General features: G+C 61.6%; 21 protein-coding genes. 7 read left to right on the top strand and 14 right to left on the bottom strand.

Features of this window, described 5'->3' with window-relative positions:
• Positions 1–154: 154 nt before the first annotated feature.
• The 7 genes from ACW9JE_RS18000 to ACW9JE_RS17970 all read right to left on the bottom strand — a co-directional run bounded on the left by ACW9JE_RS18000 (position 155) and on the right by ACW9JE_RS17970 (position 5,839).
• Positions 155–1,045, bottom strand: a complete 891-nt coding sequence (locus tag ACW9JE_RS18000; RefSeq protein WP_457433497.1) for a SphA family protein — start codon at positions 1,043–1,045, stop codon at positions 155–157.
• Positions 1,046–1,127: 82 nt separating this feature from the next.
• Complete coding sequence (locus ACW9JE_RS17995; protein ID WP_224537409.1) at positions 1,128–2,189, bottom strand: NADH:ubiquinone reductase (Na(+)-transporting) subunit F; 1,062 nt, start codon at positions 2,187–2,189, stop codon at positions 1,128–1,130.
• Positions 2,190–2,199: 10 nt separating this feature from the next.
• Positions 2,200–2,559, bottom strand: a complete 360-nt coding sequence (locus tag ACW9JE_RS17990; protein WP_457433496.1) for a phenol hydroxylase subunit P4 — start codon at positions 2,557–2,559, stop codon at positions 2,200–2,202.
• A 118-nt stretch (positions 2,560–2,677) separates the two neighbouring features.
• Complete coding sequence (locus ACW9JE_RS17985) at positions 2,678–4,210, bottom strand: aromatic/alkene/methane monooxygenase hydroxylase/oxygenase subunit alpha (RefSeq protein WP_457433495.1); 1,533 nt, start codon at positions 4,208–4,210, stop codon at positions 2,678–2,680.
• A 53-nt stretch (positions 4,211–4,263) separates the two neighbouring features.
• Positions 4,264–4,536: an MmoB/DmpM family protein gene (locus tag ACW9JE_RS17980; RefSeq protein ID WP_224537413.1), complete on the bottom strand. Its 273-nt coding sequence runs from the start codon at positions 4,534–4,536 to the stop codon at positions 4,264–4,266.
• Positions 4,533–5,528: an aromatic/alkene monooxygenase hydroxylase subunit beta gene (locus ACW9JE_RS17975; RefSeq protein WP_457433494.1), complete on the bottom strand. Its 996-nt coding sequence runs from the start codon at positions 5,526–5,528 to the stop codon at positions 4,533–4,535. The genes ACW9JE_RS17980 and ACW9JE_RS17975 overlap by 4 nt, the downstream gene beginning before the upstream one ends.
• Before the next feature lie 56 nt (positions 5,529–5,584).
• A complete protein-coding gene (locus ACW9JE_RS17970; RefSeq protein ID WP_457433493.1) occupies positions 5,585–5,839 on the bottom strand; it encodes a phenol hydroxylase subunit in 255 nt (84 codons plus the stop codon).
• A 383-nt stretch (positions 5,840–6,222) separates the two neighbouring features.
• On the opposite strand from ACW9JE_RS17970, the gene ACW9JE_RS17965 reads away from it, so the two are divergent.
• Both ACW9JE_RS17965 and catA read left to right on the top strand, forming a co-directional pair.
• Positions 6,223–7,926: a sigma 54-interacting transcriptional regulator gene (locus tag ACW9JE_RS17965; RefSeq protein ID WP_457433492.1), complete on the top strand. Its 1,704-nt coding sequence runs from the start codon at positions 6,223–6,225 to the stop codon at positions 7,924–7,926.
• 177 nt (positions 7,927–8,103) lie between these two features.
• Complete coding sequence (gene catA / locus ACW9JE_RS17960) at positions 8,104–9,033, top strand: catechol 1,2-dioxygenase (protein ID WP_224537420.1); 930 nt, start codon at positions 8,104–8,106, stop codon at positions 9,031–9,033.
• 65 nt (positions 9,034–9,098) lie between these two features.
• Here the strand turns inward: catA and ACW9JE_RS17955 are convergent, their stop codons facing one another.
• The gene (locus tag ACW9JE_RS17955) at positions 9,099–10,418 is read right to left on the bottom strand and encodes an OprD family porin (RefSeq protein WP_457433491.1); all 1,320 of its coding nucleotides are present in this window, start codon (positions 10,416–10,418) and stop codon (positions 9,099–9,101) included.
• Between the two features lie 412 nt (positions 10,419–10,830).
• Here ACW9JE_RS17955 and ACW9JE_RS17950 point away from each other — a divergent pair, with 412 nt between their 5' ends.
• From ACW9JE_RS17950 to ACW9JE_RS17935, 4 genes are all read left to right on the top strand, one after another.
• Positions 10,831–11,493 carry a glutathione S-transferase family protein gene (locus ACW9JE_RS17950; RefSeq protein WP_457433490.1) on the top strand — a complete coding sequence of 221 codons (663 nt, stop codon included), beginning with the start codon at positions 10,831–10,833 and terminating at the stop codon, positions 11,491–11,493.
• Between the two features lie 115 nt (positions 11,494–11,608).
• Positions 11,609–11,893, top strand: coding sequence for a hypothetical protein (locus ACW9JE_RS17945; RefSeq protein ID WP_224537426.1), 285 nt, complete (start codon positions 11,609–11,611; stop codon positions 11,891–11,893).
• Between the two features lie 203 nt (positions 11,894–12,096).
• On the top strand, positions 12,097–13,473 hold the full coding sequence (locus ACW9JE_RS17940; RefSeq protein WP_457433489.1) for a pyridoxal-phosphate dependent enzyme: 1,377 nt from the start codon (positions 12,097–12,099) through the stop codon (positions 13,471–13,473).
• Positions 13,470–14,651, top strand: a complete 1,182-nt coding sequence (locus ACW9JE_RS17935) for a trans-sulfuration enzyme family protein (RefSeq protein WP_457433488.1) — start codon at positions 13,470–13,472, stop codon at positions 14,649–14,651. Before ACW9JE_RS17940 ends, ACW9JE_RS17935 begins: the two co-directional genes overlap by 4 nt.
• 301 nt (positions 14,652–14,952) lie before the next feature.
• Here the strand turns inward: ACW9JE_RS17935 and ACW9JE_RS17930 are convergent, their stop codons facing one another.
• Genes ACW9JE_RS17930 through ACW9JE_RS17905 form a run of 6 tightly spaced genes read right to left on the bottom strand, consistent with a single transcriptional unit; the run spans position 14,953 to position 19,644 of the window.
• Positions 14,953–15,345: a GFA family protein gene (locus ACW9JE_RS17930; protein ID WP_457433487.1), complete on the bottom strand. Its 393-nt coding sequence runs from the start codon at positions 15,343–15,345 to the stop codon at positions 14,953–14,955.
• Positions 15,346–15,370: 25 nt separating this feature from the next.
• On the bottom strand, positions 15,371–16,276 hold the full coding sequence (locus tag ACW9JE_RS17925; RefSeq protein WP_457433486.1) for an amino acid ABC transporter permease: 906 nt from the start codon (positions 16,274–16,276) through the stop codon (positions 15,371–15,373).
• Positions 16,273–16,905: an amino acid ABC transporter permease gene (locus ACW9JE_RS17920; RefSeq protein ID WP_457433485.1), complete on the bottom strand. Its 633-nt coding sequence runs from the start codon at positions 16,903–16,905 to the stop codon at positions 16,273–16,275. Before ACW9JE_RS17920 ends, ACW9JE_RS17925 begins: the two co-directional genes overlap by 4 nt.
• Positions 16,906–16,926: 21 nt before the next feature.
• Positions 16,927–17,769, bottom strand: coding sequence for a glutamate ABC transporter substrate-binding protein (locus ACW9JE_RS17915; protein WP_457433484.1), 843 nt, complete (start codon positions 17,767–17,769; stop codon positions 16,927–16,929).
• Between the two features lie 38 nt (positions 17,770–17,807).
• Positions 17,808–18,572 (bottom strand): amino acid ABC transporter ATP-binding protein, encoded by a 765-nt coding sequence (locus ACW9JE_RS17910; RefSeq protein WP_457433483.1) that lies wholly within the window; start codon positions 18,570–18,572, stop codon positions 17,808–17,810.
• A 49-nt stretch (positions 18,573–18,621) separates the two neighbouring features.
• On the bottom strand, positions 18,622–19,644 hold the full coding sequence (locus ACW9JE_RS17905) for an asparaginase (RefSeq protein WP_457433482.1): 1,023 nt from the start codon (positions 19,642–19,644) through the stop codon (positions 18,622–18,624).
• 184 nt (positions 19,645–19,828) lie between these two features.
• Between ACW9JE_RS17905 and ACW9JE_RS17900 the strand changes: the two genes are divergently transcribed.
• Positions 19,829–20,779 (top strand): LysR family transcriptional regulator, encoded by a 951-nt coding sequence (locus ACW9JE_RS17900; RefSeq protein ID WP_457433481.1) that lies wholly within the window; start codon positions 19,829–19,831, stop codon positions 20,777–20,779.
• Positions 20,780–20,821 lie beyond the last annotated feature (42 nt).

Genomic DNA, 20,821 nt, shown 5'->3' with positions numbered 1-20,821 from the left:
CCTTACGCAACTATTGTGATCGCCGTGAAAACTGTGGGAGCGGGCTTGCCCGCGATGAGGCCAGCACATTCAACAGAGATGGCGACTGATCTGACGCCATCGCGGGCAAGCCCGCTCCCACAGGATTGGTGGTGGCCGGAACTGCCGGGTTCGGTCAAAACGGCACGGTCAGTTTCATCCAGTAGGCATTCCCCTGCGCCCGGTTGCGCACTTGGGTTTCCTGTTCCCATTTGCCGGTGACGAACCACCCCGATTTGCTGGTGTATTTGATCGACGGACCGATCGCCAGGGATCGCCCCTTGTTGTCCTTGATCGTCTCGCCGTTCTGGCGGTCGTCGGTGGTCTGGCGGTAGTAGTAGCCGCCGACACCCAGCACCCAACCATTGCCCAAGCCCCAGCCAACCGCATAGTCGACGTGAAACTCCTGGCCCGAACGGTAATCGGTCGCGGGATTTTCAAGGTTGAAGTCGTACATGACCTTGGCGTCGAGGTTCAGCCCGTTCGGGTCGACGTAGGTCATGGCGTAGACCGGTTCGATCACCCAGTAATTGCGACCGATGTTGGCCAGGTCGCCACGGTCATAACTGCCGGTCGGGGCGATCATGTCCAGGGAGAGAATGCTGTGGAATTTTTCGCTGTGATGAAAACCCAGCGCCGACCCGAAGATGATGTCGCCCATGCCCTGTTTGCTTTGCGACTGACCATTGAGCTCAACCTTCAGATCCACCAGCGGCACGATCGCATGTAGCGCCACGCTCGCGCCGAACAGCGTGTAGTCGCTGACCCAGATCAGCCTTGGAGTGATGGCATTCGCCCGCACGCGAAAATCCACCGGAAGTTTCTCGCCATCGTTGCCGCGCAGGTTGTCGGCTTCGTAGTGATTGACGAACAGTTGCCCATAGAACCCCGGCGGCGGCATCGCGCCGGACATGTAGTTTTCCGCCCCCAACGGGTAGGAAGTCCCGCCGCCTTCGGTGGCGTGGGCCACCAGCGGCAAGGCGGTCAATGCTGCGGTCACGATCAGTTTTTGCGTTGTAAAAGTCATGCAGTTCAACCTTTATTGTTGTTATCGGTCGGGCACGCCCTGCCCTCTCGTCACATTCGAGAAGGCAGGTTTACGGGGTTAATCAAATGCGTTTGAACAACGCAGAACGCTGCATCGATTCCCCTCCATCGGCGGCGCTGTAGAAGCGCTCCATGAAGATGTCGCGTTCGAACAAACGGCCCTGCATCAGGCAGGTAATTGCCGAGTCGATCATCACCGGCGGCCCGCACAGGTAAGCCTTGCGACTGCTGAAACGGCCGTCGAAATGCTGCTTGGCGGCGTCATGCACATAGCCCTTGAAGCCGGTCCATTCGCTGTCCTCCACCGCCTGGCTGAGCGCCGGTACATAGGTGAAGTTGGCATGATCCCGGGCCAGTGCCTCGAACAGCTCACTGTTGTACAGCTCGGCACGGTTGCGCGCGCCCTGGAACAGCACGATCTGCCGGCTGTCGCCCGCCTCCAGCAAATCCAGAATCATCGACTGCGGACTGGACAAGCCTGAGCCACCGGCGATGAAAATCAGGTCGCCGCTCTGCGAGCCCCGCACGAAGAACTGTCCATAGGGACCGGAGAGGTCCACTGCATCGCCGACCTTCAATTGATCATGGATCATGCCGGTTGCCAGCCCACCGTCGACCTTGCGCACGTGCAGTTCGACCTCGTCGGCACGGCTCGGCGGATTGGCCAAGGAGAAGGCTCGCGTACCCTCGATGCCGGGCAATTGCAGGTTGATGTACTGCCCCGCCTGGAAAGCCATCGGCCGATCGAGTTTGAGGTGCACACCTTTGATGGTCGGCGACAGGTCCACCAGCGCACTGACCGTCGCGCGGTAGTCCTCCACCGGATGACCGAGGAAATCCGGATCGGCATCGATGTCAGCCTCGATCACCATGTCGCTCTGGGGGATCGCGCAGCACGCCAACACCTTGCCTTCATCACGCTCCATGTCCATCAGCGCAAAGGACGACGCCGCGCCCAGATCCGCTTCCCCTTCCAGCACCTGGACCTTGCAAGTGGCGCAAGTGCCATGGCCGCAGGCAAACGGCAGCCACACACCCTGGCGCAACGCGGCCTGGAGAATGGTCTGCCCTTCTTCCACTTCGATCTGCTCGCCAGTGGGTTCGATGGTTACTTGGTAGCTCATGACCCTGTCCTCAGTTGAAGCTGCCGGCAATGCCGTTCAAGCCAGGTGTGTTCAGGTGCAGCAGGCTTTTGTGATCGATGCCGTTGGCGATCAGGCTGGAATTGTTGTCGGGGCTGAAGGGTTGATCGTTGAGGCGCCACTGCGCCTGGCTGAAATCGACCCGCGCCGCGTCCGGGTGGCTGGCGATCGAGGGTTTGACCACCTGCTCGATGAAGGCACCGAAGGGCATGTCCGGCGGTAGCGGGAAGGTGAAGGGGGCGCAGAACATCAGGTGTTTTTCCCAGCACAGGTACACCAGTTGCAGGCCGTGGAAGTTTGCCTGGTGGTCCAGGGGTTGGGCGTTGTAGGCGCCGATGGCGGTCACGGGCATGGTTGTGTCCTTATTCTTGTTGGTTGCACGGTGGAGCGAGCTGCGGGCGATGGCGGTGTGTCAGGGGGCCTTATCGCGAGCAGGCTCGCTCCCACAAAGGGGATCTTGGGTGTCTGGATTAGCCGGTTTTTTTCAGGTCCGGGTTGCGGACGTTGGGGTGCCAGTCCTGCCAGCGCGAGTGCTCGGTGGAGCCCAGGTATTCGAAGTTGTCCTGGCCGGGGGTGATGTTGTAGTAGTCGCGCACCACCGACTCGACGTCGCCGCCACCGCAGTTGCCCTGCAGGATCTGGTGCACCGGCAGCCAGGCCTGGATGTACTTGGTCGGCTCGTACTCGAAGATGTCGCAGCAGCCCTGGGAGCAGAAGTGATAGCGCTCGCCCTCGTGCGTCGCGCTGCGATGGCTGAGGGTGGTCGGATCATCCGGCTCGCCGAACGACAGCGGGATCTGGCAGATCTGGCAGAGCATCGGCAGGGTCGGGTTGTAGAAGCGCTCGCCCTTCTCCTGCAGTTCGCGCCAGTGCTCGTAGCGTGGGCGGTAGATCTTGTCGAAGGTGTCCGGGTATTTGGACGACAGCCAGTCCAGCTCCTCGTCGGTGGGAATCCAGGTGTGGAAGTTGGTGGCCTGGCTGTACTGGTAGAAGATCGACCAGGCCTGATGGCTGATGTGATCCTTGCCGATGTTGGCTTCTTCGACGTGCTTGGGCGGACGGATGCCGTAGCGCTCCAGATCCTTGAACAGCGCGCCGCCGGCCTCTTCGAAGTACACGCCCCAGGCTTCGGACCAGGACATGACTTTGTTGGGCAGCATGTAGTCCATCATCATCCCCACCAGCGTCAGCAGGCGGTAGCCGCGCCAGAACCACTTATCGATCCAGCGCTGGATGATCGGCACGTTGTCTTCGTGCTGTTCGAGCAGGAACTTGATCACTTCAAGGCCCAGGGTCATGTGCCGGGCTTCGTCGGACTGCGCCGAGAAACCGAAGGTCACCGTGGCCATGTCGCCGTTGAACGCGGCGCCCGACATGAACGGCACGAACAGCAGGTTGGTCAGCACGTACTCGAAGGAGAACGAGATCGCCGTGAGGAACTCGAACGGGCCGGCAGTACGCGCATCCTCGAAGAACGACTTGGGCACCGAGAGGAACCACACACGGTCGTGCATGTGAGCGAAATCATGCAGGCCGTTGAAGTGCTTGTTGTAGTGGCTCATGGCGTGGATCTGAGTCTGCACGTGGCGCAGTTCGTCGATGGCCTGCATCTGGCAGGCGACCCGCGCACCGGCGCCGCTGAACTGCCGGCCGACCCGGGCGAAACCCTGATAGGCCTGGTATTCGAGCGGCGTCACGCCGGACAGGAACAGCTTCAGCGCGTTGACATAACGGGCGTCCGAGAGCGTGGTGTGGCCGTTGTTCTGGGAGAACGCATCGAAGATCGCGTAGAGCTTTTTCTCTTTCTCGGCCTGGTATTTCCAGTAGGTGTCCATGGTCAGGCGGAACGGATCTTCCCACTTGTCCCAGTCGGTGATCTTGATGCCCTCGAAGCGTTCGTGAGGGTAGATGGCCTCGTGGGTCTGGTAGCTCGGCTCCCAGTCCAGGTCACGGGTCATGCAGCGGTATTTTTCTTTGGCATTGAGGCGTTTTTTCACGGCCATGATGGCGCTCCCGAATTTTTGTTATGGATCGAAGCTGGCGGGTGGGCTGCCGGTCAGCTGTTCCAGTACAGGGAAAAGCTGTCGTCCTCTTCCACGACGTTGCCGCCCAGGGTGATCACGTACATCAGCATTTCCTGGATGTCCCAGGTGCTGCCGGTGAGCTGCTCGACCGTCTCGCGCCGGATGTCCAGGCGGTTCTGCGCTTCGATGCGGATCATCGACGGCTGGTGCTGGATGCTGGCGTGGGGGTTGTCCTGCACGATCGCGTCGACGATCGAACGGGCGTAGTCGGTGTCCTGCAGGTTGATGTAAACGAGGGAAGTCATGCCTGGGCTCCTGTCAGTCCGATTTTTTTCAGGCGAGCGCTGAATTCGCTGCACACGGCGTCGAGCGCCGAAGCCTCGAGACCCAGGCCGGCCAGCGGTTGCAGTGCTTCAACGCTGCGGGCGCTCCAGTGATCGATCCAGCCCTGAACCAGAGACTTGTTGGCCGCGCTTTCGTTGACCACGGTCTTGAGCAGAGCATCGACCCAGCGCTGGCTCTCGGCGAACCATAGGCGCATGAATTCGGTGAGCATGCCGACCTGGCCGGCGCCGTTGGCGGTCAGTCGTTCGTCGAGTTTGTGGAACAGCAGCGGGTACACCAGGCCGTCGCTGACCAGGTTCTGCGCCACGGTCAATTCGAACCAGTCGCGCACCACCAGGGTGTCCTCGACGTAGCGGCGCATGCCCTGCCACGCCGGATCGTTGATCCACTGCTGTTTGGCCTGGGCCAGCAGCAACACGTCGCCGTCATCGAGCATCAGGCCGATGCGCGACAGGTACTGGGCGATGCCCAGACGGTCCATGGCATGGAACATGTGCATCTGCGTGACGCTGGTGCCGAAGCCGTCGGCGGCGATGTTGCTGTTGTTCATGTTGGCGCCCATTTCGGCGTGGCGCAGGGGCAACAGCAGCTTGCTGATCAGCTGGATATTGCCGGCGGAAAGGCCGGCGAGCATCTCGCGTTTCTCGCAGAAGGCGTAATCGTGCTCGGCGTTTTCCTGCATCTTGGCCCGGGCCTGGACGTAGGCGCCGTAGTAGTACTGGCGCGGGTCGCTGACCGTGTACCAGTCGGCCATGACCACCGCGGTGCGGGTCGCGTCGTTGAGCAATTTGTCGGGCTGCCACAGCGGCCGGTAGTGAAAATTGGTCGCCGACTCCAGGTCGAAACTGGCTTCCTGATAACGGCTGGCGACCTTGTCGCCAAACCGGCGACGGGTGTGGCTGAAGGTGTTGCGGATCGTCTCGACGGTGGCCGTCTTGATCTCGACACTCATGGAGTGGACTCCTGTGGTTATTGTTCTGTTGGGGCGGCTGTTGGCTTAGGTAGAGCTCAGTCGGCGTCGCGGCCTTCGCCGTAGCGCCACTTGCGCGCATCGGCATCCAGGGCCTCGCACATCTGCGGGTCCATGTGCTGCACCTGATTGACTTCGCAGAACTGGTCGAACGCCTTGCGCGGCAGAACCAGCTCGACGAACAGGTCAGGAAAGCCGATGGCGAAATCGAATTCGACGAAGGTGTCGTCAGGTCCGCTGCGTACACGGACATAGCGCGGCATCTGATCGAATGGGCTGGCGGGTTGGCTCATGCTCGGGTACTCCCTTGTTCTTGTGAGGGGTACGGAGCAACAAGGGTGCCAGTGGTAAAAATCGGCTCTGAATTAATTTTTTATTCGTTTAATAACATATAGTTATGATTTTTTCGCCGCGAGCATTGGCTGTTCGAAAGCCCCTGCAGAACCTCGCTCCTGCCCTGATGAATTGATCTTTTGATCAATCGCCCTCGGCACCTTCGAGCAAATGAATCAATGACGCGGAGATTGACTTTTCGCTCGGATTCAGGCCGCTTAGAAAAAGAAAAACGACCATGCCTGCCTGCAAAAAAACGGTCGCAACGATGCGTAGAAAAATCCGCCATGGCCTGAGCGGAGCGCATCACCACCCCCAAAAAACTACAACAGGGGCGCAGTGAATGATCACCACGTACAAGGCTTCGCAACAGCCGCCATCGCTCAAGGATCTGAGCGATCAGGTGCGCTTTCTCGGCAGCGAAGGAAAGATCTGGCTGGACGAACAGCGCATGCTGCTGATCCAGGTGTCGATGATGGCGTCGTTCCGCCGCGAGCTGATCGAGATGCTCGGCGTCGAGCGCGCCAAGGGCTTTTTCCTGCGCCTGGGCTATCAGTCCGGGCTCAAGGATGCGGAGCTGGCGCGCAAGCTGCGGCCCCAAGGCAGCGACGTCGAAATGTTCTTCACCGGCCCGCAACTGCACTCGCTCAAGGGCATGGTCAACGTGCGCCCGCAGGAGATCGACATCGATCTGGAGAACGGTCAGTTCTACGCTGACATCGAATGGCAGGACTCCTTCGAGGTGGAAAACTGCCAGACCGAGAACCTGCATTCCGATCAGCCGGTGTGCTGGATGCTGCTCGGATACGCCATCAGCTACAGCTCTTTTTTCCTCGGTCGGCAGATCATCTACAAGGAGGTCAGTTGCCGGGGTTGCGGCGATGCCCAGTGCCGGATCATCGGCAAGCCGGCCGAGCAATGGGACGATGCCGAAGAGATCATGCGCTACTTCCAGAGCGACCCGATCATCGATGAGCTACAGGCCCTGCAGGTGCAGGTGGCGAACATGCGCCAGCGCCTGCAGATCGAAGCCGGCAAGTTCTACGGCATCGGCCAGTCGCCGATCTACCGTCGCACCTGCGCGCTGATCGACAAGGTGGCCCTGGGCAAGGCTTCAGTGCTGCTGCTGGGCGAGACCGGCGTCGGCAAGGAAGTCATCGCCCGCAGCCTGCATCTGCGCAGTGAGCGTGCCGGCGGACCGTTCATTGCGCTGAACTGCGCCGCGATCCCTGCGGACCTGATCGAAGCCGAACTGTTCGGCGTGGAAAAAGGCGCCTACACCGGCGCCCAGCAGTCACGCATGGGGCGCTTCGAGCGAGCCAACGGCGGCACGCTGTTCCTCGATGAAATCGTCGAATTGAGCCCACGGGCGCAGGCCACATTGCTGCGGGTTTTGCAGGAACAGGAACTGGAACGGGTCGGCGATTCGCAGACGCGCAAGGTCGATGTGCGGGTCATCACCGCCACCCACGAAGACCTGGAAAACGCGGTCAAGCAGGGGCGTTTCCGCGCCGACCTGTTCTATCGCCTGAACGTGTTCCCGGTGCGTATTCCGGCCCTGCGCGATCGCCGCGAAGACATCCCGCTGCTGATCGAACACTTCCTGGAAAAGCTCCACGCCAGCTACAAGAAAAAGACCCTGGGCCTGTCCGACCGTGCCCTGGAGGTGTGCCTGCACTACGACTGGCCGGGCAACATCCGCGAGCTGGAAAACCTGATGGAGCGCGGGGTGATCATCACCGACGACAACCAGAGCATCACCGTCGACGCCCTCTTCCCCCACTCACCGCAAATGGCCGAAAGCATTGGCGTGGCCAGTGACGGGCGGCTGGTCAAATCGACGAGCACGTCCGGTCAGGGCTGGATCGACACGATCATCGACAGCGGCATCGCGCTGGACTCGGTGGAGGATGCGTTGATTCAGGCGGCGATGGAGCGCAGTCACCAGAACGTCTCGGAGGCGGCGCGGTTGTTGGGTATCACCCGGCCGGCGTTGGCTTATCGGTTGAAGAAGTCGCCGTCGGATTCGAACCCTCCCAAGGCTTGATCATTTGGATAACTCCCTTGGCCGGCACTGATCATTTGCTCAATGCCGGCCACGTCCCTCGCTCCACCCTCTTCTACCCAACCGTTGAAAATCAGTGACTTGCGATCCCGCACGCGCTTGGCATCCCGCTTGCTACAACCCCAATCACTGCTATCACCCACAAGAAGAGACCGCACCATGACCGTGAAACTCTCCCACACCGAAGCTGCCCGGCAATTTCTCGATGAGGCCAGTGGCCTGAACAACCCTGAAGGCAATCCACGCCTGAAGGTGGTGATAAACGCCATTCTGCAGCACACCGTGCAGATCATCGAAGTCCACCAGATCAGTCCCGAGGAATTCTGGACCGCGGTGAATTACCTCAACGAGCTCGGCAGCCGTGGCGAAGCCGGTTTGCTGGCGGCCGGACTGGGTCTTGAGCATTACCTGGACCTGCTGCTCGACGCCAAGGACGAGCAGGACGGCATTCAAGGCGGTACGCCACGAACCATCGAAGGCCCGTTGTACGTGGCCGGCGCGCCGATTTCCGAGCACGAAGCACGGCTGGACGACGGCCAGGATTCAGGCACGGTGTTGTTCATGCAAGGTCGGGTTTTCGATCTTGAGGGCCAACCCCTCGCAGGCGCGGTAGTCGACGTCTGGCACGCCAACACCCTGGGCAATTACTCGTACTTCGACCCGAGCCAGTCGGCGTTCAACCTGCGCCGTCGGATCGTCACCGATGACCAGGGCGTCTACCGCTTTCGCAGCATCGTGCCGAGCGGCTACGGCTGCCCGCCGGACGGTCCGACCCAGAAACTGCTGGACGGCATCGGCCGGCACGGCCAGCGTCCGGCGCACATTCACTTCTTCCTCAGCGCCCCGGGCCATCGCCACCTGACCACGCAGATCAACCTGGCCGGCGACGAATACCTGCACGACGATTTCGCCTACGCCACCCGGGATGAACTGATCGCCGATATCCATTTCAACACCGACCCGGCAGCGTGCAGAGAGAAAGGCGTCGAGGGGCAATTTGCCGAGATCACGTTCGACTTCACCCTGCATCCGAGCCAGGCCACAGGCGATGAACACCGTCGCCAGCGGCTGCGTGCGCTGGAGGCTTAAGTGAAAGCGTGAGTGAAGGCAGGATCGAGAGCGCCACGCACGCTTTCGATCCTGCCGACCCGGTATTACAGCAACGGAATCGCGTAGTTGATGATGAAGCGGCTCTGATCGACATCACGCCCCGCCTCGGTGTTGGACTGCCCGTTGCGCAGCGAGAAACCGACGTTCTTGAACGTGCCCGACTGAATCACGTAGTCCAGGGTCATGTCCCGCTCCCACTCCGATTGATCCCCTCCGTTCTGCGCCTTGATCCCGGTGCCCTTCAGATAAGCGATCGACGCCTTCAGCCCCGGCACGCCCAGCGCCGCGAAGTCGTAGGTGTACTGGCCGAAGCGGGTTTGCTCGCCGGCGCGGGTAAAACTCTGGATCATGCGATCGGTGGGCAGATAGACGCTGCCACCACCGGCCCCCTTGTCCGGCAGGCTGCCCTGGTTGGGCTGGACGAAGTTGCTGCCATCCCCGACCTGCTGATACCCCAGCGCCACCGCATGACCGCCGTTGGCGTAGGTGACCATCGCCGCCCAGGTGCTGTTGTCGATTTCGCCATCGTTGTCGTCGGTGTAACCCGACACCCGATACCCTGCCGCCCTGCCCGCCGTCGAGCTGTTGGCGCCGGTGGATGTGGTGCGGAAGTAGCGCAGGTCGGTGGTGATCGAACTGCCGCCGTCCAGCGGCAGCATGTGCACCAGGCCCAGGAAGTTCTGGTTGTAGAAGTCTTCCAGCTGCGCGAAGTAGTACTGGGCCTTGAGGTTTTTGGTGACCTCGTAGTCGCCCCCGGCGAAGTAGAACTTGTTGCTGTCACGGGTGGCGCCGGCCACCGACAGCCCGGTGCGATCGGTCGAGGCGCGACCCACGGCCTGCTCCAGCAAACCGCCGGTCAGGGTCAGGCTGTCGATGTCCTTGGAGGTGATCTGAGTGCCGGTGAAGGACTGCGGCAGCACGCGGGCATCGTTGGACAAGAGGATCGGCAGCTTGGGCAACAGCGTGCCGTAGCGCAGTTCGGTTTTCGCCAGGCGCATCTTTGCGGTCGGGCCGAAGCTGCTCCAGCTGTCGGCGGCGCCATCGCCGTCGCTCGGGATCATGCCGCTGCCGACGTGACGCCCGGCGCCGCTGTCGAGGGTCACACCGAGCAACGCCTGGGCATCCAGACCGAAACCGACGGAGCCCTGGGTGAAACCGGATTCATAACGCAGCACGAAACCCTGTGCCGTTTCCTCGGTTTTCGAGGGCTCCGCCGTGCCGTCGCGGTTGTCGCTGTTGAAGTAAAGGGTGCGCATCGACAGCGTGGCTTTGCTGTCCTCCAGAAAGCCGTGAGTGTCGGCGGCCTGGGCGGCTACCGAGCCGCTGGCCAGGAGGATGACGGTGGGGATTGCTCGTTTCAACATACGGGGTTCCTGGGGATTTCTTATCGTTATTGGGGTGTGCTGTGGCTTGTTTCGGGCGCGCAGAGGCCCGTGCCCGATGTGTGGACATGGGCCTCAACATTTCTAAAGGCGGTTAAATCCCCTGTAGGAGCGAGCACGCTCGCGATGCACGTTCGGGCACCGCGGGGTGTCAGGCTGCCAGCGTTATCGTTGACCTCCATCGCGAGCGTGCTCGCTCCTACAGGGTCGCGGGCAAACGTGAAACTCTTAAAACATTTCGGGAGGCGCTTTTCAAACGTGGTGAAAGTAGTTTTCGTGGAGGGATAAGGCGTGTCGTGCAGAGGCATGGATCACGGGCGTATTTGAAAATCCGCCCGGCAGGTTTTCATCGATGGTCAATACTGCTTGGCACCCTGTACCGAGGAGACTCGTCATGTCCCTGACGCTGTACTACCACCCGCTTTCGTCGTTCTGCCACAAGGCGCTGATTGCTCTTTACGAACACCGGGTCGACTGCGAAAAGCGCCTCATCGACCCTTCCAATGACACCGAGCGTTCGGAGCTGGAAGCGCTGTGGCCGCTGGTCAAATTCCCGGTGATCCGCGATCACACCCGCCAGCGCACCGTGGCGGAATCGAGTGTGATCATCGAATACCTCGACCACTTCCATGCAGGTGGACACAAGCTGATTCCCGACGATTGGGAGACGGCGTTGCAGGTGCGGTTGTGGGATCGGTTTTTCGATCTCTATGTGCAGCAGCCGATGCAGCAGATCGTCGCTGATCGCATTCAAGACACCCAGGGCGACCTGAGCAAGCAGCGCGCGACCCTGTTCACCGCTTACCGCATGCTCGAACAGCAGCTCGACGGTGGCGGCTGGGTCGCCAGCCCGGATTTCAGCATGGCCGACTGTTCAGCAGTGCCGGCGCTGTTCTACGCCCGCACCCTGGTGCCGATCCCTGACGACTACCCACGGGTGAGTGCCTACTTCGAGCGGTTGATTCAGCGACCGTCGGTCCAGCAGGTGCTCGACGAAGCCAGACCGTGGTTCGCCTGGTATCCCTTCGCCGAGTCTCTGGAAAAGCGCTTCTGCTAGCCGTTACACAAATTTGTCGACACATCGCAGCGCTTGGCCCGTGCCTTGCTTTGGCAGGTTTCGCCGGGGACAGTCAACCGACTTCCCTGCGGCGCAACGGTCTGCGGAGGTTTGCATGGCGGGGCAATCGACACTGGCAGTTTTGTTGGCGGCGCTGGCGGCCGTCATGGTCGTACTGGCCGTGGTTCTGACCGCTGCCGCGGCGGCAATGGTGAGCGCTGCAACCCTCACGGCCATCGGGCTGGCGGGCAGATTCATACCGGAAATCCAGCCCCTGGCAGGCCTGGCCATCACCCCCTATCAGGCAACACTCATGGCCGGCATGCAGGCCTGCGGGCTGACGACCATCACCGAGGTCATGCATCAGATCAACTGGTTCCTGATCAGGGCCACGCTCTGAAAGCCATTTGCTGGCCCCTTAACACCACCCAAAAAGCCACCCCATCACAGGTAATTTCCCCAATGTCGGGGATACTTTCATCGAGTCGGTTGCGAGTGTGGCGATCCGGGCCTATGGTCCAGACGAGGCAATGCCGCGACCGCGCCGAGACTCGCAGGCGATCGACGGCAATCCACCAAGGATCCCTGCAGTGAGGTGATGACATGCCGAACGACTCCCGCCCTGCCGTGCTCGAACTGATTGGCAACACGCCGCTGGTGCGTGTCAGCCGTTTCGATACGGGCCCCTGTACGCTGTTTCTCAAACTCGAATCCCAGAACCCCGGCGGTTCGATCAAGGACCGCATCGGTCTGGCGATGATCGATGCCGCCGAGCGCGATGGCCGCCTCAAACCCGGCGGCACCATCGTCGAAGCGACCGCCGGCAACACCGGCCTGGGCCTGGCGCTGGTAGGCCGGGCCAAGGGTTATCGCGTGGTGCTGGTGGTGCCGGACAAGATGTCCACGGAAAAAGTCCTGCACCTCAAGGCCATGGGCGCCGAGGTGCACATCACCCGCTCCGACGTCGGCAAAGGCCACACCGATTACTACCAGGACGTGGCCGCGCGACTGGCGGCCGAGATTCCCGACGCCTTCTTCGCCGACCAGTTCAACAACCCCGCCAACCCGCTGGCCCATGAATGCAGCACGGCACCGGAGATCTGGGCGCAGACCCAGCATGATGTCGACGCGATCGTCGTCGGCGTCGGCTCCGCAGGCACGCTCACCGGCCTGACCCGTTTCTTCAAGCGAGTGCAACCGGATCTGGAAATGGTCCTGGCTGACCCGGTGGGTTCGGTGATGGCCGAATACAGCCGCAGCGGCACCCTCGGCAAGCCGGGTTCCTGGGCGGTTGAAGGCATCGGCGAGGACTTCATTCCGTCGATCACCGACCTGTCCAGCGTGCGCCACGCCTATTCGATCAGCGACGAAGAGAGCTTCGATCACGCCCGCCAGCTTTTGCGCACCGAAGGCATTCTCGGCGGTTCGTCGACCGGCACCCTGCTGGCGGCGGCGCTGCGTTATTGTCGGGAACAGACCGAGCCGAAACGGGTGGTCAGCTTCGTCTGCGACACCGGCACCCGTTATCTGTCCAAGGTCTACAACGATCAATGGATGTCCGATCAGGGCCTGCTGCAAAGCAAACACTACGGCGATCTGCGCGACCTGATTGCGCGGCGCTTCGAGGATGGCCGGGTGATCAGCGTCGGCCCCGACGACACGCTGCTCACCGCGTTCCAGCGCATGCGCCTGGCGGATGTCTCGCAGTTGCCGGTGCTCGAAGACGGCAAGCGTCTGGTGGGGGTGATCGATGAATCCGACATCCTGCTGAACGTGCAGAGTGGCGATGCGCACTTTCGCATGACAGTCACCAGCGCCATGACCGACAAGCTGCAGACCCTGGCGCCGGACGCCAGCCGCGCGCAGCTCGAAACGGTGCTCGACCGCGGACTGGTGGCGATCATCGCCGATGCTTCAGGTTTCCACGGCCTGATTACCCGGGTCGACATGCTCAACCATCTACGGAGAACCCTTGCATGAGTCAGGATAAAAACGCCGCGCCCCGGGGCTTCGCGACCCGGGTGATCCACGCCGGCCAATCCCCGGACCCGACCACCGGGGCGCTGATGCCACCGATCTATGCCAACTCCACGTACCTGCAAGACAGCCCCGGCGTACACAAGGGTTTCGACTACGGGCGCTCGCACAACCCGACGCGATTCGCCCTGGAGCGCTGCGTGGCGGATCTGGAAGGCGGCACCCGAGGCTTTGCCTTTGCTTCGGGGCTGGCGACCATTTCCACGGTACTGGAACTGCTGGAAGCCGGCTCCCACGTGGTGTCCGGCAATGACCTGTACGGCGGCACTTTCCGCCTGTTCGACAAGGTGCGCCAGCGCAGTGCCGGGCATCGCTTCAGCTTCGTCGACCTGACAGACCTGTCGGCGTTCGAGGCGGCGTTGCAGGACGACACCCGCATGGTGATGGTCGAAACGCCGAGCAACCCGCTGCTGCGCCTCACGGACCTGGCCGCCATCGCTCGCCTCTGCCGCGCCCGCGGGATCATCTGCGTGGCCGACAACACCTTCGCCAGCCCGTGGATCCAGCGACCGCTGGAGCTGGGTTTCGACATCGTGCTGCACTCGACCACCAAGTACCTGAACGGCCACTCCGACGTGATCGGCGGCATCGCCGTGGTCGGCCAGAACGCGGAACTGGCCGAGCGCCTGGGCTTTTTACAAAACGCCGTGGGCGCAATCGCCGGCCCCTTCGACGCCTTCCTCACCCTGCGCGGCGTGAAGACCCTGGCGCTGCGCATGGAGCGCCATTGCAGCAATGCGCTGGAACTGGCGCAGTGGCTGGAGCAACAGCCACAGGTGGCGCGGGTTTACTACCCGGGCCTGACGTCGCATCCGCAACATGAACTGGCGCGCCAACAGATGCGTGGTTTTGGCGGGATGATTTCCCTGGACCTGAACACCGACCTCGCTGGCTCCCGGCGTTTCCTCGAAAGCGTGGAGATCTTTGCCCTGGCCGAAAGCCTCGGCGGCGTGGAAAGCCTGATCGAACACCCGGCCATCATGACCCACGCCACCATCCCCCCGGACACCCGGGCGCAATTGGGGATTGGCGATTCGCTGATACGGCTGTCGGTGGGGGTCGAGGATGTCGAGGATCTGCGGGCGGATCTGGCGCAGGCGTTGGCACAAATCAGCCGCTGATCTCACTCTTGCGGTGACGATGCAATCCATTGTGGGAGCGAGCCTGCTCGCGAAAAAACGTGCGCCATACGCGGTCATCCAGACAGCACGCGTAATCGTTCACGCCCATCGCGAGCAGGCTCGCTCCCACAATTTTATTTTCCAGCCGTGGATATTGCGCACGACCGAAAACCCTGTGGGAGCGGGCTTGCCCGCGATTGCGGTGGATCAGCCCGCACCCACGTCCCCTACACGGCCTCATCTCGGGCAAACCCGCTCCCACCGGAATCGCCGCCAGTCGAAATCCCTCGCTTGGCGCGGGCTAGTCTTCGCCGCGCCCCGTTCCTTCCCGGTCGCGTTCGTAGTGTTTGGCGAGAGGAAACGCCGGCAGCCATGCTTCACGGCGCACGGTCCACAGTTCGTAGGTCGGTTTGAATTGATCGGGAGCATCAAGGGCGCCCAGATTCACTTCAATTTCATCGCCCGAACGGTTGAACACCGAAGACCCACACCGAGGGCAGAAACACCGCCCGGCGTACTCCCGCGTCTCCCCCTCGATGCTCACCGCCGCCTGCGGAAAAATCGCCGAGGCATGAAACAGCGCCCCATGGACCTTGCGGCAATCCAGGCAGTGGCACAGGCCAACCCGATACGGGCGCCCCGTTGCCACGATCCGGACATCGCCGCACAGGCAACCGCCGGTGATTCGGTCCATGGTGCGTCTCCTGTGCAGGTGAAGGTCATTGATCCCGTCTGGGCAGTGGCTCAAGCCCCGCCGGCAGACCGGGAACCGTCGCCAGTTTCACCTCGGCCACCTCCCCGTCGTCGCGCACGACGGCCCGGGAAGTATAGGCCTGCCGCCGTTCGATCCAGCGCCGCAGCGCCAGCAGCAACGCACTGACGAAACCGTACATCACCGTGACGATGAACGCCGATTGCAGCAGCGATTGCGGCGCGAAGCTGGAGATCTGCTGAGACCGGCGCAACAGCTCTTCATACGGAATGATGTATCCCAGTGAAGTGTCCTGCACGATGGCCAGGATCGCACTGATCAACGCCGGCAACATCAGCTTGAGCGCCTGGGGCAGGACGATCCAGATCATCGCCTGGTGTTCGCGCATGCCGATCGACAGCGCCGCTTCGCGCTGCCCGCGTCCCAGCGAAAGAATCCCCGCCCGGACGATTTCCGCCGTCATCGCACTGTGGTGCAGCACCATGCCGAAGATCAGGTAGCCAAGCGCCGACCAGTGCAGTCCGACCGAAGGCAGTAGGATCACGGTGAACAGAATCAGCAGCAGCAACGGCACCGCCCGGAAGCAACCGATGTAACCCGCCGCCAGCGTGCGCAACCAGAATCGCTCCGACAAGCGCGCCAACGCCAGAGGCACCGCAAGACTGAAAGCCAGCACCGTGCTGATCACCGCCGCCAGCAAGGTGGCGACCAGCCCGTCGAACAGGAACTTCAAGGTGCCCGGATGCAGGAAGATTTTCCAGCGATGAGCATCGAACTGGCCGCTCTCATCAAGGCGATGCCCCACCGCGTACATGAAGCAGAACAGCAGGACCACACCGACCACCGAGATGATCCGGTTTCGACGTCTGGCAATCGGTCCCGGCGGTTCATAAAGCAGATTGTCCGCGCTCATCGCACCACCGCCATTTTTTGCTCCAGGAAGCGGAAGAACAGGCCCGCCGGCAGAGTCAGCAGGAAATAGGCCGCCATGGCGCCGAGAAAGGTCTGCACCGCCAGCGCGGTGTCGAAGTTGATCTTCTGCGCGGTGTAGGTGATGTCCGCCACCCCGATCGCGGCGCCGATGGCCGACGCCTTGATCTGAATGATGAACAGGTTGCCCAGCGGCGCGATCACCGACTGCACGGCCTGCGGCAACACCACTTCACTCAGAATCTGATCGAAGCGCATGCCGATGCTGCGTGCCGCTTCAACCTGGCCGATCGGCACCGTATTGATGCCCGCCCGCACCACCTCGCAAATCCACGCCGCGCTGTACAGCCCCAATACCAGCACAGTAGAAGTGAACAGCGAGTACATGAAGCCCAGCTTCGGCAGGCCGAAGGTGAACAGCAGCAACAGCGCCAGCAGCGGCATCATCCGCATCAGTTCCACGTAGCTGCTGGCAAACCAGCGAAAGGGTGGCCAGGGGCTCACCCTCATGATTGCCAGCAGCAGCCCGAGAACGATCGCAATGGCGAAGGACAGCAGGGTCAGCTGGACGCTGACCGCAATGCCCCCCAGAAAGCGTTCGATATACGACATCAGGTTCGCCTCAGCCGCGTCTTATTGTTCGATCACCGGCACCTGCGGTGCGCCCAGTCCTTCCTGCAGGTCCTTGCCGTACATTTCCTTCCACTGGCCATCTTCGATCGCGGTGCTCAACTGCTTGTTCAGCCAGTCGCGCCACAGGGTGTCGTCCTTGATCACGGCAATGCCATATGGCTCTTCGGTGAACGGCGCGCCGACCACACGCATTTTCCCCGGCTGGCGCATGGACTCGCCGACCAGCGTGGCGCCGTCGTCGACATAGGCGTCGAAACGCTTGTCGATCAGCCCTTCGACGCAAGCCGAGGCGTCGCTGAAGGTGACGATCTTGGCGGTCGGCGCCAGCGGCTTGAGGTTGCGCTCAACGGTGGTGCCGCTCAGCACGCAGACGGTCTTGCCATCCAGATCGGCGGTCTTCTTGATCGACTGATCGTCGGCGCGGACCAGCGAATCCTGGCCGGCAAGGTAATAAGGCCCGGCAAAACCGATGACCTTTTTGCGTTCATCGGTGACGGTCATGGTGGCGATGACCATGTCGACACGCTTGTTCTCCACCAGCGGAATGCGGTTTTCCGGGGTGGTGCTGACCCATTCGATGTTGTCTTCGGAACCGGTGAGTTTCTTCGCCAGCATCCGCGCCAGGTCCGCCTCGAACCCTTCGACGTCGCCGGTCATGGGATTGCGCGAAGAGAACATCAGGGTATTGAGCGAGCTGCCAACCACCAGCTTGCCGCGCTTCTGGATCTTGGCCATGGTCGAATCGGCCGGGAACTGCTCAACGGTGGATGCCGAGGCGAACGAAGCGAAAATGCACGAAGCCAGGAGGGAGACGCCGAGGGAAACGATTCGATTTGAGCGCATGTTTGGGTTCTCTTTTTATTGTGTTTGGGTTAGGGGAATCAGTGTGCAAGGACCTTGGACAGAAACTCGCGGGCGCGCTCCGAGCGAGGCGCGCTGAAGAAGGTTTCCGGGGGAGCGCTTTCGACGATCCGCCCGGCATCCATGAAAATGATCCGGTCGGCGGCGGAGCGGGCAAAACCCATCTCGTGGGTGACCACCACCATGGTCATGCCGGTGCGGGCCAGGTCGACCATGACCTTGAGCACCTCGTTGACCATTTCCGGATCCAGTGCCGAAGTCGGTTCATCGAACAGCATCACGCTGGGCTTCATCGCCAGTGAACGGGCCAGCGCCACACGCTGTTGCTGGCCGCCCGAAAGCTCGGCCGGATAAGACTTGCCCTTGTGCCCAAGGCCGACCTGATCGAGCAATTGCAGGGCCCAGGCGTCCGCCTCCGCGCCGCGCATGCCGAGGACCTTGCGCGGCCCCATGGCGACGTTCTGCAAGGCGGTGCGATGGGAGAACAGGTTGAAGCTCTGGAAGACCATCCCGACCTTGGCGCGCATCCTGGCCAGTGCCCCGCCCTCTTCCGGCAGGCGTTCGCCATGGAGAAAGATCTCGCCGCTGGTGATGGTTTCCAGGCGGTTGATGCAGCGGCACAACGTCGACTTGCCCGAGCCGGACGGGCCGATGATCACCACCACTTCACCGGGCTGCACTTCCAGGTCGACGTCAAACAGCACCTGCTGGCTGGCGAAGAACTTGTTGACGGCGCGCAGCGAGATGGCGGGGGTCTGCTGGTTGTGTGAGTGAGTCGATAGCATGGTTTCGATCTGCCCTAAAGTCTGATGGGTGCCCGGCAGGCACCTCGCATTAGACGAACTTCAATTGCACCGTGGCTTTCAGTTGGCCTGCCTGCGCACCGTTGTAACTGCGCAGCACCGGATCGGCCCAGGGTGCCAACAGCGGGCAATCGCTGTCCTGCTCCAGCACGCCCAGCTGCTTGAGTACGGCGATGGTCACGGCGAACACGCTGGGGAAATCGCCATCGCTGACCTTGACCGCCACGCCCAGGCCACGGCTGCGGATGCCCACGGTCTGCACGCCATCGGCACCGGTTTTCGCCACCCAGTCGCCATTGGAAGACAGGGTGATGCCCAAGTCGGCGCGACCGGTGCCGGAGACCATTTCCGGATGGTTGCGCATGGCCTCGAACAGGCGCTTGAGGATCGGATCGAGGCTGCCATCGCCACCGCCATCACCGCTGGCCAGGCGTGCCCACAACAGGGCCAGTCGCGACAACGGCATGCCCAGGTTCGGCGCGTTGCAGCCATCAGTGCCGGTCCACAGTTTGTCTGACGCAACGCCGCTCAGCGACGCGACGACATTCTGGATGTCGCGCTGCAAGGCATGTTCAGGGGTCAGATAGGTCTCGCTGGGAAAACCGTGCAAACGGCAATAGGCGAGGAAGCCGCTGTGCTTACCGGAGCAGTTGTGATGGCGTTGGTCGTAGCGAAAGCCCTGAGGCGGCAGATTATCGACGGTGTAGAAGTCCGGCAAATGGCAGCCGCAGCCGAGGTCGGTGGAAGCCCGCTGGATTTTCGAGAGCATGCCGCTCACGGCATTTACATGGTTCGCTTCCCCCGAGTGACTGGCGCACATCACGGCCACCTGTTCGTCGGAGAAGCCGAAGTGTTCCACGCCGCCATCGCGCACGAACGGGATGGCCTGGAAAGGTTTGAGCGTGGAACGGGAAAACATCATGGCGGCGGGATCGCCGGCGTACGCCAGCAGCGAGCCTTGATTGTCGACAACGGCCACCGAGCCCCAGTGGATACGCTCCACGTGTTCGTTTCGGGTAGCAATGGCCAATGGAACGTGTGCGGGAAAATCCATGGTGATCTCGATACTCCAAAGATTGCCCCAAGGATCAATGGTCCTGCGGGGCCAATACGTGATCGGTTGTGATGAACGACGTGCGCACTTCGATCGAAAATGAGTCTATATTCCAGCAAATACCGATGGAATATCGCGAAACAGAATTCGGTTTTGCACCTGACGCAAAGGCATTCAGCTAACCATGACCTCTGAAACGGCACGTATCGATCATCTGGGCGTCATGAGGGCGCTGGTCAAAGTGGTCGAACTGGGCACCTTTTCTGCGGCGGCCCGGGAGATGCACGTCTCCCCTTCGACCCTGACCCGCATGATTTCGGCGCTGGAAAAGTCGCTCGGCACCACCCTGCTGCATCGCACCACGCACATCGTCGCCCTCACCGAAGCAGGCCAGATCTACCACGCCCGGGCGTTGTCGATGATTGCGGATCTGGACGACACCCTGCGTGTGGTCAGCGATCTCAACCTTGCCCCCAGCGGTCCGCTGAAACTGGTCTCGCCGGTGGCGTTCGGTCGACGTTTTCTTGCGCCCTTGATTGCGCCCTTTCTTCAAATGTACCCCGGCATCCAGATGGACCTGCGCCTGACCGACAACCACAACGACATGATCGTAGGCGGCTTCGATCTGGATATCCATGAAGGGGAAAACCATCTGGAGAACCTGATCGCCTATCCGCTCAGTCGCAACGACTCACTACTGTGCGCGACCCCCGACTATCTGGCGCGCTGCGGCCATCCCGCCAGTCCGGCAGACCTCAGCGCACACAATTGCCTGATCTACCTGCACCCCGATGCCGACCCCCACTGGTACTTCACCCGGGACGAGGTCAAACACTCGATTTTCCCCAAGGGCAATCTGCAGTCGGACAACTCGGAACTGCTGCTTGAAGCGGTGTGTGGGGGATTGGGAATTGCCGAGTTCGAGATCTGGCTGGTGCGGGATCTGATGTTGAGCGGTGAGTTGCAGATCGTCTTGCCGGACTACCGGTTCGTCAACTCGCTGACTGGCAGGCAGATCTATATGGCGTATCTGCCGAATCGGAGGTACTCGACGAAGGTGCGGGTGTTGCGCGAGTTTCTGGAAACTCATTTGAAAGGGATTGGTGAATTGCCGCCTGAACTTTTCAAGGGCTAAAACCATTTGTAGGAGCCAGGCTTGCCTGCGAAGGCGATTTCG

The organism is Pseudomonas sp. SDO55104_S430 (assembly GCF_054070595.1).
This window is presented reverse-complemented; position numbering and strand designations above follow the sequence as displayed.